The 17,230-nt window shown below is 43.0% G+C and carries 16 protein-coding genes; 9 read left to right on the forward strand and 7 right to left on the reverse strand.

Translation table 11 applies throughout. The features are described 5' to 3' along the window. Nucleotides 1-44: 44 nt before the first annotated feature. A complete protein-coding gene (gene nfuA / locus SJY28_RS02010) occupies nucleotides 45-728 on the reverse strand; it encodes a Fe-S biogenesis protein NfuA (RefSeq protein ID WP_057761762.1) in 684 nt (227 codons plus the stop codon). Nucleotides 729-1,311: 583 nt separating this feature from the next. Between nfuA and SJY28_RS02015 the strand changes: the two genes are divergently transcribed. The 4 genes from SJY28_RS02015 (at nucleotide 1,312) to SJY28_RS02030 (ending at nucleotide 5,957) form a co-directional block, all read left to right on the forward strand. Beyond that, entirely contained in the window at nucleotides 1,312-2,301 is a 990-nt protein-coding gene (locus tag SJY28_RS02015) for an alpha/beta fold hydrolase (RefSeq protein ID WP_379543254.1), read from the forward strand. A gap of 139 nt (nucleotides 2,302-2,440) precedes the next feature. After that, entirely contained in the window at nucleotides 2,441-3,508 is a 1,068-nt protein-coding gene (locus SJY28_RS02020; RefSeq protein WP_379543255.1) for a bifunctional nicotinamide-nucleotide adenylyltransferase/Nudix hydroxylase, read from the forward strand. Nucleotides 3,509-3,705: 197 nt separating this feature from the next. Beyond that, nucleotides 3,706-5,103 (forward strand): nicotinate phosphoribosyltransferase, encoded by a 1,398-nt coding sequence (locus tag SJY28_RS02025; protein WP_379543256.1) that lies wholly within the window; start codon nucleotides 3,706-3,708, stop codon nucleotides 5,101-5,103. Further along, complete coding sequence (locus tag SJY28_RS02030) at nucleotides 5,097-5,957, forward strand: SGNH/GDSL hydrolase family protein (protein ID WP_379543257.1); 861 nt, start codon at nucleotides 5,097-5,099, stop codon at nucleotides 5,955-5,957. The genes SJY28_RS02025 and SJY28_RS02030 overlap by 7 nt, the downstream gene beginning before the upstream one ends. A gap of 119 nt (nucleotides 5,958-6,076) precedes the next feature. Here the strand turns inward: SJY28_RS02030 and SJY28_RS02035 are convergent, their stop codons facing one another. Beyond that, complete coding sequence (locus SJY28_RS02035; protein WP_057761772.1) at nucleotides 6,077-6,355, reverse strand: type B 50S ribosomal protein L31; 279 nt, start codon at nucleotides 6,353-6,355, stop codon at nucleotides 6,077-6,079. A 503-nt stretch (nucleotides 6,356-6,858) separates the two neighbouring features. Between SJY28_RS02035 and SJY28_RS02040 the strand changes: the two genes are divergently transcribed. Both SJY28_RS02040 and SJY28_RS02045 read left to right on the forward strand, forming a co-directional pair. Next, complete coding sequence (locus tag SJY28_RS02040; RefSeq protein ID WP_379543258.1) at nucleotides 6,859-7,458, forward strand: YceI family protein; 600 nt, start codon at nucleotides 6,859-6,861, stop codon at nucleotides 7,456-7,458. A gap of 232 nt (nucleotides 7,459-7,690) precedes the next feature. Further along, the gene (locus SJY28_RS02045) at nucleotides 7,691-8,767 is read left to right on the forward strand and encodes a GNAT family N-acetyltransferase (protein ID WP_379543259.1); all 1,077 of its coding nucleotides are present in this window, start codon (nucleotides 7,691-7,693) and stop codon (nucleotides 8,765-8,767) included. A 170-nt stretch (nucleotides 8,768-8,937) separates the two neighbouring features. Here SJY28_RS02045 and SJY28_RS02050 read toward each other — a convergent pair whose 3' ends face one another. After that, nucleotides 8,938-9,372: a hypothetical protein gene (locus SJY28_RS02050; protein ID WP_379543260.1), complete on the reverse strand. Its 435-nt coding sequence runs from the start codon at nucleotides 9,370-9,372 to the stop codon at nucleotides 8,938-8,940. Nucleotides 9,373-9,932: 560 nt separating this feature from the next. Here SJY28_RS02050 and SJY28_RS02055 point away from each other — a divergent pair. Then, on the forward strand, nucleotides 9,933-11,552 hold the full coding sequence (locus tag SJY28_RS02055) for an FAD-dependent oxidoreductase (RefSeq protein ID WP_379543261.1): 1,620 nt from the start codon (nucleotides 9,933-9,935) through the stop codon (nucleotides 11,550-11,552). 131 nt (nucleotides 11,553-11,683) lie between these two features. On the opposite strand, the gene SJY28_RS02060 is transcribed toward SJY28_RS02055, so the two are convergent. Beyond that, nucleotides 11,684-12,367, reverse strand: coding sequence for a TIGR00730 family Rossman fold protein (locus SJY28_RS02060; protein WP_057761780.1), 684 nt, complete (start codon nucleotides 12,365-12,367; stop codon nucleotides 11,684-11,686). Between the two features lie 303 nt (nucleotides 12,368-12,670). Between SJY28_RS02060 and SJY28_RS02065 the strand changes: the two genes are divergently transcribed. After that, nucleotides 12,671-13,636: an alpha/beta fold hydrolase gene (locus SJY28_RS02065; protein ID WP_379543262.1), complete on the forward strand. Its 966-nt coding sequence runs from the start codon at nucleotides 12,671-12,673 to the stop codon at nucleotides 13,634-13,636. Between the two features lie 48 nt (nucleotides 13,637-13,684). On the opposite strand, the gene SJY28_RS02070 is transcribed toward SJY28_RS02065, so the two are convergent. After that, nucleotides 13,685-14,407 carry a putative quorum-sensing-regulated virulence factor gene (locus SJY28_RS02070; RefSeq protein ID WP_379543264.1) on the reverse strand — a complete coding sequence of 241 codons (723 nt, stop codon included), beginning with the start codon at nucleotides 14,405-14,407 and terminating at the stop codon, nucleotides 13,685-13,687. Between the two features lie 197 nt (nucleotides 14,408-14,604). On the opposite strand from SJY28_RS02070, the gene SJY28_RS02075 reads away from it, so the two are divergent. After that, the gene (locus SJY28_RS02075) at nucleotides 14,605-15,195 is read left to right on the forward strand and encodes a M23 family metallopeptidase (RefSeq protein ID WP_379543265.1); all 591 of its coding nucleotides are present in this window, start codon (nucleotides 14,605-14,607) and stop codon (nucleotides 15,193-15,195) included. Between the two features lie 107 nt (nucleotides 15,196-15,302). Here the strand turns inward: SJY28_RS02075 and phoR are convergent, their stop codons facing one another. Then, nucleotides 15,303-16,394 carry a phosphate regulon sensor histidine kinase PhoR gene (phoR, locus tag SJY28_RS02080; RefSeq protein ID WP_379543266.1) on the reverse strand — a complete coding sequence of 364 codons (1,092 nt, stop codon included), beginning with the start codon at nucleotides 16,392-16,394 and terminating at the stop codon, nucleotides 15,303-15,305. Nucleotides 16,395-16,452: 58 nt separating this feature from the next. Then, nucleotides 16,453-17,157: a phosphate regulon transcriptional regulator PhoB gene (gene phoB / locus SJY28_RS02085; RefSeq protein WP_057761786.1), complete on the reverse strand. Its 705-nt coding sequence runs from the start codon at nucleotides 17,155-17,157 to the stop codon at nucleotides 16,453-16,455. Between the last annotated feature and the right edge of the window lie 73 nt (nucleotides 17,158-17,230).

A 17,230-nucleotide genomic window follows, 5' to 3' on the forward strand; every position in this document is an offset into this window, starting at 1 on the left:
GGCCACCTTTATAGCAGCCACTTTGCTTTTAACTATTTTTTATTTTATTTGTAGTAAGCATTCTCTGTACGAGTATGGTCAGTTTCATCAACCACTTGGGTCAATTCTGGAATTTGCTGTTTTAGCTGCACTTCAACACCTTGGCGTAGAGTCATATCAACCGCTGAACACCCTTGGCAACCACCGCCAAATTTCAATACAGCGGTTAGACCAATGCCTTCTTCATCAATAAGCTCAAGCAACTGTACGTCACCGCCATGCGCTGCCAAGCCAGGGTTAATCTCTGACTGCAATACATAGTTGATGCGCTCTTCGACACTAGCATCAGCACCTACTTTAGGTACTTTAGAGTTTGGCGCGCGGAAAGTCAGCTGACCACCGAAACGATCTTTATTATAGTCGATGACCGCGTCTTCTAGATAAGGTACTGACGCCGCCTCAATAAAGGCAGAGAAGTTTTCATACGTAAAACGCAAATCAGCGCTGTCTTCTTCGCCCGGCTGGTTATAAGCCATGCAGCACTCTGCGCGCGGCGTACCAGGATGCTCAACGAAGATACGCACACCGATACCATCGGTATCTTGCTTAGACAACAAATCTGCCAAGTAGCCCTGAGCTGACTCAGTGATAGTGATGTTGCTTTTTGCTTCGACTTGCTCGGTATCTAGGGCTGATTCATAGCCAGCTGTTTGGTCTAGTTGGTTATCAGCTTGGTTTTGCTCACTCATAATGTTTCCTATGCGTTATGACACAAACGCTATATCTCTTATGGCTACTGTGTCGTGAATTTGGATTTTTAAAATATTTACGATTTATATAAGGCATGCAGACTGGCAATGATTGATATTTATTATTGTATGACATTGGTCGACATGAGTATAAAGTTTAATCCGTCTATAGCAGTCATTATACCTGAATCAAGCATCAATTCCGACCACGCTACTGTGAATTGGACTGAGGCTCTTGTAAATGGTTGTCATTGGTTTTTTTAATGATGCTAACAGGTGGCAAAGCAACTTTACATTTAGACGAGAAACCACAAACACGCTAAATGACTGTGTTGGCTGCCAAGTTATTCTCTATATAAAGACAGCGGTACCATTTATCAAGCGCACTTAGCGTTTTCGATATGCCATACCGTTCACATCTAGTCCGAGCAAGTCATCTGGTTTTGACGTAGTATTGATAATTTGAATGATTTTATGCATTAGAGTTATGAGCATGGTAGCTTTTAATTGCCTTATATAAATATCAGCTTGTATAAATATCGACTTGTATAAATATTACGTATTTTTTGGATAGGATCATTTTATGATGACACGGACGTTGCACCTAGTAACTACCAAGGATGATGAGAAAATTGCCGTTTGGAAAGTAGTTAATAATTCAGACAAAGATACGATAGCTAACACATCAGAAAACAGCCTGCCTAACATCACACCGCAAAACATATTTTTGACGCATGGTACGTTTTCTGACAAGCAAACTTGCCTCAAAATCGCCGAATACTTTGCAGGGCTTGGTCATCACTGCTACATCATGGAATGGCGTGGACATGGTGATAGCTCACTACCGAAAGAAAAGTTCAACTTTGAGACCGTCGCCACTTACGACTATGAGGCGACTTTTCGCTATTTCTTTGAAGAATTAAAGCTCAATAACCTGCACTGCGTTACTCATAGTGGTGGTGGCGTTGGCTTGACCATGTTTCTTGTCCAAAACCTAAGCTATGTTGATAAGGTCAATAGCATCAGTATGTTTGCCTGCCAAGCTTTTGGAGCGGCGCAAGACTCGACCAGCTACACGAAAATCCTTACAGCCAAGATAGTTACGCGATTGGTCGGCTTTATACCCGCTAAGCAGTTCAAGGTAGGCCCTTTTAACGAAAGCTACTATACGATGACCCAGTGGTACGATTGGAATTTGGGTAAAAACTTTAAAAGTAGTTTTTTGAAAAAGGCTAATTTTGATAAGGGCAGGACGAATATAGACGAAGTGTACGAAAGCATTAATCAGCAGAAAAGTACTGGCGATGACTTTATTGACTATCGTCATCATATGCCACAGATTACCATTCCTGTTTATTCTATTAGCGCAAAAGGCGATACCTTCATCTCCCCTACTTGTGGCTGTCGTTTGTTTTTTGAAGGCTTTAATAACTCGTCCAATACCTTTCGAGAGTATTCGCTTAGTAATGGCGATTTAGATGATTATACGCACAGTCGCATTATGGTTAGCCGCAATGCTGCTACAGAGATTTGGCCAACAGTAACGGCATGGATAGAAAAGCATGCCAGTTAAAGCAGAGGTGTCGTTTGGACGATTTCGATAATGACACACCCCTAAACATCTTTATACTTGTCAGAAAGTCATAGGCTGTGTCAGTATTAGCGTCATTAATTTTTAATCAATAAAAATAAGTCGTAGGAAGTTGGCGTCTATGAGTGAATTATCAGAGCAACAGTCAGATAAGCAAAACCTAGATCAAAAAAGCAGTAAACACTATCGTTATCTAGTCTTTATCGGTCGCTTTCAGCCGTTTCATGCTGGTCACAAAGCCGTCATCGATGAGGCATTAAAACGCTCAGACGAAGTAATTATGCTGATTGGCTCAGCCAACTTGCCACGTAGCTTACGCAATCCATTTAGCGTTGCTGAGCGTGCCGCAATGATTAAAGGCGCCTACTCTGAAAAAGAAGCCGCACGCATTCACTGTGTTGGCTTGGATGATGCACTATACAATGACACCCGCTGGCTACAGTATGTGCAAGCAGGTGTAAAATCTGTCACTGGTGACTTGCAGACAGATATTGGTTTGATTGGGCATTCAAAAGACAGCTCATCTTACTATCTGTCACTGTTTCCTAACTGGGCATCAGTGTCAGTACCCAATTATCATAATTTATCAGCCACGCCTATTCGTGACAGCTATCTGATGGGTGCCACGCCGACACCTGAGCGTACGCCAGAGTCGACGCGTAACGTCCTCGATGCATTCAAACAAACTGACGATTATCATCAACTGCATGAAGAAGCAGACTTCATTGATAAATATAAAAGACAGTGGGAATCAGCACCATACCCGCCTACTTTCATGACTGCCGATGCATTGATTGTACAGTCGGGGCACATCCTACTGGTTGAGCGCCGCAGTATGCCAGGACGTGGACTGTGGGCGTTACCTGGTGGATTTCTAAATCCAAAAGAGACGCTGTTTGATGCTTGTATCCGTGAGCTACGTGAAGAAACTCGCCTCAAGGTGCCTGAGCCAGTATTACGCGGCTCCTGCCATAGTCAACATACCTTTGACGATCCATATCGCTCAGCGCGTGGTCGCACCATTACTCAAGCGTTTTATTTTCAGCTCAAAAATGATCCAAAAGGTCTGCCAAAAGTAAAAGGTGGCGATGATGCGACCAAAGCATTTTGGCTACCATTGGCTGAGCTCGATGCCAAAATGATGTTTGAAGATCACTATGCGATTATTACTAAAATGGTTGGCTTGTAGTTCGCTGCTAATCGTTTTTCTAGTAGCTTTCTTTAGTAGTCTTTTTCTAGTAGCGATTTGAGCAAATTATTACCAAAACAGTTATCACTAAATATCGCACTAATAATTTGATACCAATGCCGATAGACGGCAATCAACCGCCGCCACTGTTCTTTTATAAAGACAGCTGCGGCATTTCAAAGCAGAGGAGTTCTGTGATGTATACCAGTAATCTAAACAACTTAATCTTAAATAGCGACAGCTATAAGACCTCACATTGGGTGCAATACCCGAGCGGTAGTGAGTATCTGTCAAGCTACATTGAGGCCCGCAAAGGTGACTACGATGTGGTGTTCTTTGGTCTACAAGCCTTTATCAAAGAATATCTAAGCACTCCTATTACTCATCAAGATGTCGATGAAGCCGAAAAGGTCATTCAGGCGCATGGCCTAACCTTCAATCGTGCTGGTTGGGAGCATTTGATTGAAAAACACGACGGCTATTTGCCACTGCGCATCCAAGCCGTGCCCGAAGGTAGTATCGTGCCTGTGTCCAATGTAGTCTGCCAAGTGATCAACACTGATCCTGAGTTTTACTGGCTGCCCAGCTATATCGAAACGGCGTTATTGCGTGCGATTTGGTATCCATCCACGGTCGCTAGTGTTTCTCACTATTGCAAAGACATTATCCGTCAAGCATTAGAGAAATCAGCGGACAATACAGAGTCCCTGCCTTTTCGCTTGCATGACTTTGGCGCGCGCGGTGCATCGAGTCAAGAAACGGTTGCACTCGGTAGCTTAGCTCATTTGGTCAACTTTGCTGGTACTGACTCGATGACAGCGCTTATCGCTGCTAGTCGCTGGTATCAAATGGGCGACGATATGCCGGCATTCTCTATTCCAGCGGCTGAGCACAGTACGATGACAGCTTGGGGACGTGATGGCGAGACTGCTGCTTTTCACAATATGATCGAGCAGTTTGGCGGTAAAGACAAAGCCTTTTCGGTCGTTTCAGATAGTTATGATTTATGGAATGCCATCGACAATATCTGGGGCGACGCCTTAAAAGATGAAGTCAAAAATATGGGCGGCACTTTGGTCATTCGTCCAGACAGCGGCGAACCTACCAAAGTCGTCCGCGAAGCGTTGGAGCGCTTGGCAGTGAAGTTCGGTACGACTGTAAACAGCAAAGGCTATAAAGTGCTGCCCGACTACGTACGCATCATCCAAGGTGATGGCATCAGCTCGCAAAGCTTAAGCAAAATTATTGATGTGGTAATCAAAGCAGGCTTTAGCATAGAAAACGTGACATTTGGTATGGGCGGTGGTCTATTGCAGCAAGTCAACCGCGACACCATGAGTTGGGCCATGAAATCTAGCGCTATTTCTATCGATGGCGCATGGAAGGATATTTATAAAGATCCTGTCACCAGCCGCTCGAAGCGCTCGAAGAAAGGACGATTGGCACTGGTAAAAACCGACAGCGGCCAGTTAACAACCATAAAAGAAAATGAGATGAGCGACCCAACTGACAATCTATTACGTGATGTCTACGTCGATGGCAAATTGTTAATTGAAGACAGTCTTACGACTATCAGGGAACGTGCAGGATGGTAGATACTAGTAAACTAACGTCGGTCGCAAAGGACGTTTTACTTGCCCCTGTCTACCTCTATCAAGGTCGCAAAATCAAGCGTAATACAGTCCGCTTGCCTGAACCACATGGTGAAAGGCACGGTATGATTGACCTGCCTCAAGCGAATAATGAGATATCAGCGCAAAATGCTAAGACATTTAACCTTATGGTCGTTGGCGATTCAGCAGCAGCAGGCGTGGGTAGCCAGACCCAGCAAGAAGCGTTGGTCGGTAAGCTAATCCCGATACTGGAGCAAAACAAAGCTATCCAAGCAAACTTTGCTCGACTCAATTGGTCATTGCAAGCGACCACAGGTCATACCAGTTTTGATATCCTACGCAGATTATATATCTTGCCCGCTCCTGAGCAGCCTATTGATGTGATGTTGCTAAGCGTAGGGGTCAATGATACGACGTCCAATGTCTCTGTACATAAATGGCAACAGCAAATTGAAGACATTATCAATATTGCCCAGCGCAAATTTGGCGTACGAGAATTGGTTTTTTTAAGTTTGCCGCCGATGGCGCAAATGCCTGCAATCCCTGCCCCGCTCAATAACTTTGTAGGTGCAAAAGCGTCGGTACTGGATGAGATATTACAGCAGGTCTGTGCGGCTCATGCTGGTGTCACATATATGGCAACCGACTTTACACGGATGTTAGAAGAGCATGCAAATGGCTCGGCTATCGATATCAATGTGATGTTTGCCAGTGATGGATTTCATCCTAGCAGTCTGATGTACGGCTATTGGGCACAGCAAATCGTAGAGACTATTATTCAGTTACTAGATTCTATTCAGTTATTGGACTCATCGACTACTGAATTTGAGCGCTAAATAGCCTGATAGCCTGATAGCCTGATTTTTGGATAATAGAAAATTAAACCAAAAAAAACCGCTGAATAATCAGCGGTTTTTTATTGCTTAGCGAAATACATTTACACCATAAGTGTAAATTATTCAGCAGCGTCTGCAGCTTTCTTGCTACGGCCACCAAATGCGCCAAAGCGTTTGTTGAAGCTTGCAACACGACCTTCAGTAGAAGTTTTACGTTGCTCACCAGTATAGAATGGATGCGACGCACTTGAGATATCAAGTGGGTAGTATGGGTATTCTTTACCTTCGTATTCACGAGTCGCTTTAGTCTTAGCAGTTGAGCGAGTCAAAAAGAACACGTCAGCGTTAGTGTCGTGGAATAAAACTTCTTGGTAATTAGGATGGATATCTTTACGCATAATATACTCTCTAGGTCCGATGTATGTACGACGTCTAAATACAGCATCAGCGATGATGTATCAAACAAATAATGACATACGTAACTGAGGCACTAAGGACATTACAAGTATGGCAACTGCGTCACTGGCTTATTCCAGCACCCAACACCACCCTTCTGTTCGCTTAGCCTTTCCCCAGCGGGAAAATTAAACCGCGATTTTAACGGTTTTTGACGTAAGACGCAAGGAGCAGTTGTGATAGAGATATGTGATAAGTTGTCACTGTCAGGTCGAGAGTATTGAGATAGATGATTGATTTTAGTAAAGTAATAAAGTTAGCTAAATTAATCAATGATATCTACTATTGTAGATAATCTAACTAAATACAACCTTAGCTCTTAATTATCCATACTATGCTTAAAGGGTACAGCTACGCGATACAAACTCCATTTAAACATCGCTACTAGCAACTAATTTACTTCTCAACCACCCATAACTTAATTAGATTAAATAAGGATCATTTAATGATAAATACTAAAATAAGCACGGCTACCAAAGCACTATTTATTGGCTCAGCATTAGCAGTTACTACAATAGCAAGCGCTGCACTACCAACTCAGTGGGAATTAGACGACTCACATACTCGCTTAGGATTTTCTGTGAGTCATATGGGATTCTCGACCACCATGGGTCATTTTAGTGATGTCGAGGGCATGGTGAATTACGATATCAGAGCACCAAATCAAACCAGCATGAACTTTACCATTGCAACCGATAGTATCGATACCAATTGGGATGCTCGTGACAAGCATTTAAAGACAGATGAGTTTTTCAATGTAGCAAAATATCCAACTATGACGTTCAAATCTACTCAGGTCAAATTCATTAATCCGCAGCAGGCTAAAGTAACGGGTGACTTCACTCTATTGGGTCAAACCAAACCACTAACCTTAGATGTTACATTGAACAAAATCGCTAATAGCCCTCTTACCAAAGAGCCAGTCGTTGGTTTCCGTGCCACTGGTACACTTGATCGCGCCGCTTATGGTATGACCGCTTACGCTGATGGTATCACTACCAACGTCCCTATCCAAATTGATGGTGAGCTAGTAGAAAAAAAATAACAGTAAGCTTATAGCTCTCTAACAGTTTTCGACAAAAACAAGAAAGCAGCCCTAGCCTCGTTTATAGAGGCAGGCTGCTTTTTTATTTCCTGCAGATTCTTCTACGCTCTAATTATATATATTCATTATTTTACATAAAAGGTTTTTATATACTTGAAGGCTTCATACTTTGTTGTTATATTCGTATATTCGGATTTACGAATATATAACGCAACACTGAGGGAGCAGCAACGTGGATACAGTACAAGTTGATTACATAGCGATAGATGCTGAGTGGGATAAGAAGGTATCAAATCATCATTTTGATATATATCACTTATCTGGTTGGATTGCGGCCTCAGCTGTCATCGACAAGGGCAAACCTCAAGGCATTATCGCTCACTATAAGAACAAGGAAGTATTGTTACCCATCATAGTTAGAGACATTGACTCAGAGCACTGGGATGCTACTTCCACTTATGGTTACGGGGGGCCGTTAATGGACAAAACCCTCACTGATGCCGAGTTAGACGTCGTACTAGATGAGATAAGGGCTTTTCTTTGCGAGAGAGGCTGCGTGTCTTTATTTATGCGGTTGCATCCGATTATTAATAAAGAATGGATACCCACAGTTGGCAAAGCACTGACTCACGGACTGACCTTGATGTCTGATTTGAGTAAGTCTGAAGAAGAGCATTGGAGCGAAACACAAAATCGACATCGCCGCGGTATCAAAAAAGCCATAAAAATGGATGTCGTGACAAAAATAGAATTCTTAACCCGACAGAATGCGATGGTGTTCTCAGACATTTATAAAGAGACAATGCGACACGTCAAGGCCAGTGATTATTACTTCTTTGATGATGATTATTTCTTTAATTTGCTTGAAAACCTTCAAGAAAAAATATTATTGATAACCGCCTATCAAGATGATAAAGCGATTGGGTCTTCTATATATACGCTCTGCCAAGAGTCAGGCATTATGCAGTTTCATCTTGGCGGCACGCTGAACGCCTATACGCACCTACAACCTTCTAAACTTATCACTCATGTCGCTCGCAACTGGGGACGAGAGAACCGTTATGAAGTGCTACATCTTGGTGGCGGCGTTGGTTCCAATTTAGATTCTTTATATGAGTATAAGAAAGGCTTTAGCTCACAAGAGTTACTATTCAAGACTTATAGACTCGTTGTCAACGCAGCGAAATATACAGAGTTGGTGACGGATATCTGGTTCACGGAAAGTGATCTACTCTCAGACTTTTTTCCTTTATATAGAAAAGAGCCTAGCAAAGAAGAAGTGCTAGAGACCATTCAGATTGAGCCTTGAGCAAAGGTGACATAGTACAGATTGCATCTAATACTAGTGAATATACGTGCGCTGCTGTTGATTACAGTAGAGAATAACACCAAAAAAACAAAAAGCAGTCTACCTCTATAATTGAGGATAGGCTGCTTTTTTATCTTAACGTTTTCGAGTCAGCTTATATCTAACGTATACTATTTACTTGGGATAACGTGCCAAACGCCAAGTTTATCATCACCGTCTTTGTCACCAACTTTTGTATCGTTAGCATAGAAGTATAAAGGCTTACCGTTCATTGCCCACTGATATTTGCCATCTTCACGCTTGAATGCAGTGAACTGACCTGAGGCTTTAGCATCACTAGGCGCTTTGAAGATTGGCCACACAACTTGGCAAGCTGCACCGCAATCTGACTTGTTCATAGAGTCTTTATCAAACGTATATAACGTCATATAGTTAGTAGCATCCACCAACACCCCATTCTTGCTAGTGACTGGCACTGTATTATTGCTCGTTGCCTGTACTTCATGCGTACCTGACATATCGTTACCGACTACGTTTTTTAAAGTAGTACAGCCAGTTAGTGCCAATACACCTGTTAGTGCCGATAACATCATTATATTTTTCATCATAACGTCCTTGTAATTTTAGTCGTATTTTTTATAGCGATAAGCCTGTTGTCGTTTACTTTGTCGACTGTCCCTGTTGTTGATTTCAACATTTGTAATTTTGAACAGTTATCAAAACAGAACCTACGCTTCTTGTTAAGCAAAATAAATATAGCATATGGCTTTATATTATCTTGGTAATCGATATACACGCTTACAAAAGTGGTCGAATTTTACAAAACAATAAAACGAGCTTATTTTCGATTTCACAGGTTTGCCACTTCTCTCGTTTACTCTATTTTTAGACAGGCTCGTTTGTCTGAAAAACTTCACACATATAGCGACTCGTTGACAAAACTCATGCATCTTCTTACGTATTTCCCATCATATTGTCTGTAGTTCTTCGTAAAATAAACCTATAGAGATGAAGAACGGCTAAACAATAGAAAAGATGACTATTGAAGTTCAGATTTATGTGTTGAACTTAATTACCTTCGCACACATATCAAGAAATATAGAACATTTGATACATATACCGAGCACGGCCTAATACAGATGCTATTAAGGATACAACGACGACAATGACTCAGTCTTTTGATAAAAACTACGCTCAATCCTTTAATCGTGATGCTCATTCTGGAGTGTTATCTTACGGGGCACAAAACACTCAATCTAAAAAACGTGTTGGCATTTTGGGTGGCGGTACTGCGGGATCGACGATTGCGATTCGACTTGCTGCGTTAGGATTAGAGACCTACTTATTTGAGAAGAAAAAATCTCTCATTGATGGACCACCTATGTGTCATTTGCATGCAGGTGGTAACTTGTACCGTGAAATACCGGACGAGGATTGCGTAGCACTGCTCAAGCAATGTATCGATATTTTGCGCTTATATCCGCATACTATTGACGTTCGTCCTACTGTGTTTGCTGTACCGACACGTGATGAAGGGTTGCCTGAAGACTTACTACCGCGTTTAGATATTTTGACCGATGCTTATCAAGAACTGATCGAGCAAGATGCTAATAATAAAGTATTGGGTGAACCTGAGGATTACTACCAACTTTATAGCCATGAGCAATTGATTGAGTTGTCTGAACGTGAGCAAGTCGCTGTACCAAGTACAGTTGATGAGTGGATGATTCCAGTCGCTAGATACTTGGATTTGAACAAAGTTAAATTTCCATTAATTGTTGTCCAAGAATATGGCTGGAACATTTTTCGTTTAGCAGCTTCTGCTAAGCTTGCGCTCGAAGAGTACGACAATGCGCACGTGTTTACCGAAACTGCTGTGCAAAAAGTCGTGCCAGTAGATTGTGAGAACTGTACCAACGCTGACCATCATGTCACCAAATGGCGTATCGACTATCAACAGATTCATAGTCAAGAACATGCCTCTCAGCCTGAGTCTATCGAAGTTGATTATCTAGTCAATGCTTGCGGTTTCCGTACAGGTGTTATTGACGATATGGTTGGTGTCGAAGTCACGCGTATGGTTGAGTTCAAATCGTCTTATGTGACCCATTGGGGCGATGCTGGTGGACAGATACCAGAGATTATCGTTTATGGTCAACGAGGTACGCCAGAAGGCATGGCGCAGCTTACTCCCTACCCTGGTGGATATTTTCAGATTCACGGTATGAGTAAAGCCATTACTCTGTTTGACGATGGTCTTGTCGCATCAAGTGAAGACAGTGCGCAGCCCAAACTGCCACAGCAATATGTGCATTATATTGAAGATGGTTGGGATAAAGCGCCCCTACAGGCACGTAGTCAGCAAGCGATTGAGTATGTGGCGGAGTTTGTACCGACATTTAACAGCGCACGTACTGTTGGTAACGCACTATATGGTGGGCAGCAGATTCCTGGGCAGGATGATACGCTGCGAGTCGCTGATGTGAGTTTATACTCTAATATACGCTATGCCCGTGCAGAAAACGTCAAAGCATCTTCGACCTTGATTGCCGCTGATCAAATAGTTAATGAGCTGACAGATCTAGGTTTGATAGAGAACGATACACCTCTGAATCGTCGTCGCTATGCTCATGAATGGTCGTACCTTGTTCATAACGATAGTCTGGCTGTCGATGAGGTCGCACGTGAGCTCGCTGAACAGCGTGGATTCCCAATCGCGATGGCTCATGTCAATCATAGTATTCGTGAAGTAGCATTGGACGATCTCACGCCTGCTGATGCCTAATAGACATGATTCGCTGATAGGTTGTTAATACATATAACAAAGGAGCAGATAACCGAGATTTGGTTATCTGCTCCTTTTTTGCAATAGCTTTTAATATTCAAGCATTTGCTGTGTATGAATAGCGATACGGCCTAACTATTACTGCCTGCCATTTTCTCTGTATCCACAGCATCATCTATGGTCACTACTGTCTGTAGCATATCGATCGCTTCGCTGATGGTATTACACACCACTAGACGGTCTAAATCTTCCTGCTTCATAAAGCCTTGCTCAGTGGTATATTTCAAATGCTCAATCATACGGTCATAAAAACCATTGATATTTAGAATAATCATTGGTTTTTCGTGCTGGTACAATTGACGCCACGTAGCGATTTCCATAATCTCTTCTAACGTTCCTAGCCCGCCCGGTAACGTAATAAAAGCATCGGCATACTCTGCCATAACAGTCTTACGCGTGTGCATAGTGTCAGTCAAATGCAACCGAGTCAGCTGCTCGTGAGCGATTTCGTGCTTGAGCATAAAGGTTGGAATCACGCCCACTGCTTGCGCGCCGCCATTGATTACTTCATCCGCAACTGCGCCCATCAGACCGATACTAGCACCACCATATACTAGCCCCATGCCATTATTTGCTAATGCACTGCCGAGCTCGCGTGCTGCCTGTTCATATACGTCACCATTGCCCAAGCGTGAACCGCAATACACAGCCACGAGCGGCATTGATAAGGCAGACTTGTCGACTGCTTTTTCGATATTGGTAATGTCTTTGCTTGTGATTACATCATAAGTATCATCGTTGATTTTCATTTGCATATAGCTTCCTTAATTACCTGTCAGTTTTTATTGAGTGCTTGTTATTAGTGAAGGCTGCATACCGACACCTATCATTTATATTGTCATGCACATGATTCATAAGACAAACTCAACCAAGCTATATAAAACTTGGAAGTCATATTTGAGCAACTGTCTTGCAAGCATTTATCTTAACATAAGCAATGCTACCACATAGTCACAACGATTTATCACTACGCAACGACTACACTTTCAAGATGCGCATTTATTGTTCATCATAGCCCGATATTCATTATCTACTAATAAAAATACTAAGGTATACCCATGGATAATCACAATGCCTCTCCCACTGCCGAGCCATCAAGCTCTGTGCTTAATAGCACTCTCACTAATAAAAGTAATGTGCATGACGCGAGCAATATTGATATTTACTCATTAATCATTGTGACCGAGCGCAACCAAGCATTAGCAGCCACTGTCTATCGTCCTAAAGATGTGACAAAAAAAGCAATCATGATGGCACCAGCCACAGGTATTAAGCGCCACTTTTATCATAATTTTGCGACCTACCTAGCAGAAAGCGGCTTTGGGGTGCTGACCTTTGATAATGAAGGAATCGGTGAGTCACTATCGACCGATCTGGCAAAATGTAGCGCTTCCTTGATCAGTTGGGGTCGCCATGACATGCCAGCTGTACTTGATGCTTTACAAGATGAGTTTCCTGAGGCTTCTTATCATCTTATCGGTCATAGCGCAGGTGGTCAGCTCATCGGCTTGATGCCTAACTATCAAGCGATTAGTTCAGTGTTCAACGTCGCTTGCTCGTCAGGACGCATCAAAAATATGGGTATGCCATATAAGCTCAAAGCCATGGGGTTTATGGATGCGTTTATTCCATTCACTAATTTAACACTGGGCTATACACCCTCAGACAAAATCGGTATGGGTGAGCCACTGCCACGCGGCGTGGCTCGTCAATGGCGTGAATGGTGCAATGGCGCAGGCTATATCAAAACCGCATTTGGCAAAAGCATACATACGCATTTCTACGATGAGCTCAGCATGCCGGCATTGTGGCTTGGCTTTAGCGATGATGATATCGCCAATAGTGAAAACATGGACGATATGATAAGAGTATTTACAAAAATGCCCGTAGAAAAGCGATTCTTAGACCCTGAGGATTTTGGACTAAATCATATCGGTCATATGCGCTATTTTAGCAGTAAGACCAATATCAAAGCGCCGCAGCTATGGCAGATGGCGGTGACATGGTTGCACGACCAACCATAATTTTATCGTCACGTAGCCTCTTATATATTGGCTACGTAATAACTTAGATCACTTTTTCGCGTTTTCTGCTTCATCCAGTTGTAAGCGTTTAGTCAGTGCTGAATACAGCGACGGCTGCATATTATGAATATTGCCTATCATCCATTTAACATAACTGATAGGCACATCCTTGATCGGTTTGCCTTTATGCTTACCAAACGGCATCTTACTCACAGGGGTCGCTTTATTAGAGATAGCATGTGCCGCTGCAAAATCTGTCGGCGCAATCTCTAGACGCTCGCAGCATGCTTGATATAGTAAATAGCACATTCGAGCATCGCCAAGCGCGTCATGAGCGGCAATAGTCATTGCACTCGCCTCACCTTTGCCCAATAGCTGCTCGATACATTTGGACTGACCGTAAGCGCTCCACTCTGGAAAGGCGGCACGCGCAAGTCTCACCGTACAAATCAGCTTAGCAGAAGGACTGCCAATCACTCGCCAATCAAAACGTACATTATGGCCAATCAAGTACTCTGGTAATTCAAACTGCTCCAACTCAAAACGCTCAAGTCCAGCCACGTCATCATCGGTAATACCGTGCACCTTTATGACAATAGGTGAAATAGATCGACCACTATTAAAGTATTTCATCCACTCAAAACCAGTTGCTACATTGATAGTTGCAACTTGGATAGGTCTGGGATCACTGCCCTGATCTGTTTCGGTATCGATAACCAGTGCTGTTTCGCGCGTGGCAGAAATATCAGCAGACTTAAAAGCATCATTCATAAAGTATTAACCATCAGTAGCAACTGTCTATGCTCAGCAGAAATGTTAAGTAGATAAAACTATATTTGCTGTCTATATCCTTAACCATAAGAATATCTATGGGGGTAAAAACGATAGATAACAATGCGATACATACGTTATCAGACGAAGCTTTTATAATAAAATCTCAAATGACATCAAATATATATGAGACATCAATGCTAGCAGATGGAAACAACCAGCCTCCCAGACCTTCTTTTTTCAGTCGTTTACTAAGCCTATTGATTAAGGCTACCGTATTGCTAGCACTATTATTTGTCTTCGATAAGCTACTACCTAGTATTAGCCAACAAACGCAGTCATTTGTGGTTGCCAAATGGCAGCAATTGAGTCTATTGCAACAAGAGCTACCGACAGAAAACAGCTTGCCCAGTCCACTACCAGAACGAAACCTGACAGACACTTGGGGCGCGGCACGTAGTCAAGGCCGCTCCCACGAAGGCATCGATATCTTTGCGCCGCGTAATACTCCCGTGCAGTCAACCACACAAGGCGTGGTAAGCAAGGTTGGTGAAAACACATTGGGTGGGCGCGTAGTCGTAGTGGTAGGGCCTGGTGGCGCAGGACATTACTACGCTCATCTAGAGGACTATGCTGACATCTCTCCCAATGACTGGGTCAATCAGGGCGACGTGATAGGTTATGTGGGTGATAGCGGTAATGCAAAAGGGACACCGACACATGTACATTATGGTATCTATATTGATGGCAGTGCGGTCAACCCTTATCCGCTTTTGCAAAAGGATTAACGAATATAGAAAAGTATGTCGTTATCCTAATTTGAAATAGCACTGAGCTGATATTAGTTAAAAAACGGAAGCCGAAAAACTGTCGTTAATACAGACCCTCAATCATATTAATTGGCTGTGACGGATCTGACGTAGTTTGAGGGGAATACCACACTAAATGTCGACCCTTCCCCTTCTACTGAATCGATTTGCAATTGTGCTTCGTGCTGGTGTAATACGTGCTTTACAATCGCTAGTCCCAATCCCGTACCACCTGTCGCACGGCTACGACCTTTGTCGATACGATAGAAACGTTCTGTCAAACGGGCGATATGCTCTGACGCAATACCGATCCCATCATCTTCGACAGCGAAACGGCAGCCATCAGACGTCCTTGTCCAACTGATAGTGATATTGCCACCCTTTGGCGTATATTTGATCGCATTGATTACCAAATTAGATAGCGCACTATTCAAGTACATCTCTGACCCGTATAGCCCATCATACGTATCTATATGCAAATGAATGATGTGTTTGTATGCTTGGTTGTAGGCCTGTGCATCGTCGTAGATATTGGTTAGTAGCTTAGTCATATCTATGTAATGCAGCTCATGTGACTCTTCGATTTCAATCTTAGACAATAGTAGCAAGTCGTTCACGATTCTGTTCATACGGGCAGTTTGCTGCGTCATCAGCTCAAAACCGCGACGCCATTGCGGCGGCATATCTGGCTGATCAGAGAAATTCTCTAGATAGCCCATCATTACCGTCAATGGTGTTCTAAGCTCATGCGAGACATTCGCCACAAAATCCTGACGCATTTGCTCTAAGTGCCGCAGGCGGGTCACGTCATATACAAACAGCAATTTTTCATCACCGAAAGGGGTCAGTTCGCACTTTAAGTAGCGACTAGGATCTCGCCATGATTCTATATGGACGCCATCGTTAGGTACCGTCGTACCTTCATAATACTGGCGGAACTCAGGTACAGTGATAAAGTCGAAAATGTTCTGACCTTTATCTTCTGGCTGTAGCAGCAATAAGTCTTGTGCTGCCTGATTCCACCATTCTAGACCGTCATTATTATTGAGCAAAATCACTGCATCGCGCAGGGCTCGTAGTGCACTGCCGATTTTTTTGAGTTGCTCTGCTGTACTTTGAGTAGATATTTGCTCTAGTAGAGCTGATTGCTCACTTTGTGTTGGCACTATCTTGTCCATTTTTTATCCTTACCACTATCCGCGGCCTTTATATTGCTGCGGCATTATATGTACAAGATTAACTTGGCTCAATCAGGCTAGAAAATCGGTAGCCTGTTCCACGTACCGTCTGTATCAATGTATCACAGTCATAAGGTCGCAGTAATTTACGTAGACGTTTGATATGCACATCGATGGTTCGGTCTTCGATATATACATTGCCGCCCCATACCTGATCGAGCAGTTGCGTTCGTGTGTAGGCGCGCTCAGGGTGACTCATAAAAAATGCCAATAGACGATATTCTGTGGGCCCAACATCAACGATTTTACCTGCAGCTGTCACGCGCTGACTCTTGGTATCTAAACTTAACTGTCCAATTTCGATAGGTTTGTCGCTGCTCATCGCGCTACTGCGGCGTAGTACGGCTTTGATTCTAGAAATCAGTTCACGAGTCGAAAAAGGCTTGGTCATATAATCATCTGCACCTGCATCAAGACCATGCACCTTACTGTCTTCTTCACTTTTTGCTGTTAGCATAATGACTGGTATTTCAGAGAGCAGCTCATCGTTTTTGAGCATACGACAAAAATCCACACCGCTCTTGTCACCCGGCAACATCCAGTCTAACAGTATCAGTGACGGTCTATGATCGACCACTTGCTGATGCGCCTCTGACACATCTGCCGCTTGCAAGCTATCAAACCCAGCCATCTCTAGCGTCATGACAACCATTTCACGAATCGCAGGCTCATCTTCAACAATCAAAATTTGTTCATTATACATAGGACATTCTCGGTGTTAGAGGACAAAATCTAGCATGTAAAAAGGCAATATATACTCACCAGTCTCTACCTAT

Origin of the sequence: Psychrobacter sp. R86515, assembly GCF_042466315.1 — a bacterium.
Classification (GTDB): Bacteria; Pseudomonadota; Gammaproteobacteria; order Pseudomonadales; family Moraxellaceae; genus Psychrobacter.

Excerpts from the sequence above, each read along its gene's own strand:
- SJY28_RS02075 (WP_379543265.1), top strand. The coding sequence starts at position 14,605 with ATGCTAGCAGATGGAAACAACCAGCCTCCCAGACCTTCTTTTTTCAGT.
- SJY28_RS02035 (WP_057761772.1), bottom strand. The coding sequence starts at position 6,355 with ATGCGTAAAGATATCCATCCTAATTACCAAGAAGTTTTATTCCACGAC.
- SJY28_RS02055 (WP_379543261.1), top strand. The coding sequence starts at position 9,933 with ATGACTCAGTCTTTTGATAAAAACTACGCTCAATCCTTTAATCGTGAT.
- SJY28_RS02070 (WP_379543264.1), bottom strand. The coding sequence starts at position 14,407 with ATGAATGATGCTTTTAAGTCTGCTGATATTTCTGCCACGCGCGAAACA.
- nfuA (WP_057761762.1), bottom strand. The coding sequence starts at position 728 with ATGAGTGAGCAAAACCAAGCTGATAACCAACTAGACCAAACAGCTGGC.
- SJY28_RS02065 (WP_379543262.1), top strand. The coding sequence starts at position 12,671 with ATGGATAATCACAATGCCTCTCCCACTGCCGAGCCATCAAGCTCTGTG.
- SJY28_RS02030 (WP_379543257.1), top strand. The coding sequence starts at position 5,097 with ATGGTAGATACTAGTAAACTAACGTCGGTCGCAAAGGACGTTTTACTT.
- phoB (WP_057761786.1), bottom strand. The coding sequence starts at position 17,157 with ATGTATAATGAACAAATTTTGATTGTTGAAGATGAGCCTGCGATTCGT.
- SJY28_RS02020 (WP_379543255.1), top strand. The coding sequence starts at position 2,441 with ATGAGTGAATTATCAGAGCAACAGTCAGATAAGCAAAACCTAGATCAA.
- SJY28_RS02025 (WP_379543256.1), top strand. The coding sequence starts at position 3,706 with ATGTATACCAGTAATCTAAACAACTTAATCTTAAATAGCGACAGCTAT.
- SJY28_RS02015 (WP_379543254.1), top strand. The coding sequence starts at position 1,312 with ATGATGACACGGACGTTGCACCTAGTAACTACCAAGGATGATGAGAAA.
- SJY28_RS02050 (WP_379543260.1), bottom strand. The coding sequence starts at position 9,372 with ATGAAAAATATAATGATGTTATCGGCACTAACAGGTGTATTGGCACTA.
- SJY28_RS02060 (WP_057761780.1), bottom strand. The coding sequence starts at position 12,367 with ATGCAAATGAAAATCAACGATGATACTTATGATGTAATCACAAGCAAA.
- phoR (WP_379543266.1), bottom strand. The coding sequence starts at position 16,394 with ATGGACAAGATAGTGCCAACACAAAGTGAGCAATCAGCTCTACTAGAG.
- SJY28_RS02040 (WP_379543258.1), top strand. The coding sequence starts at position 6,859 with ATGATAAATACTAAAATAAGCACGGCTACCAAAGCACTATTTATTGGC.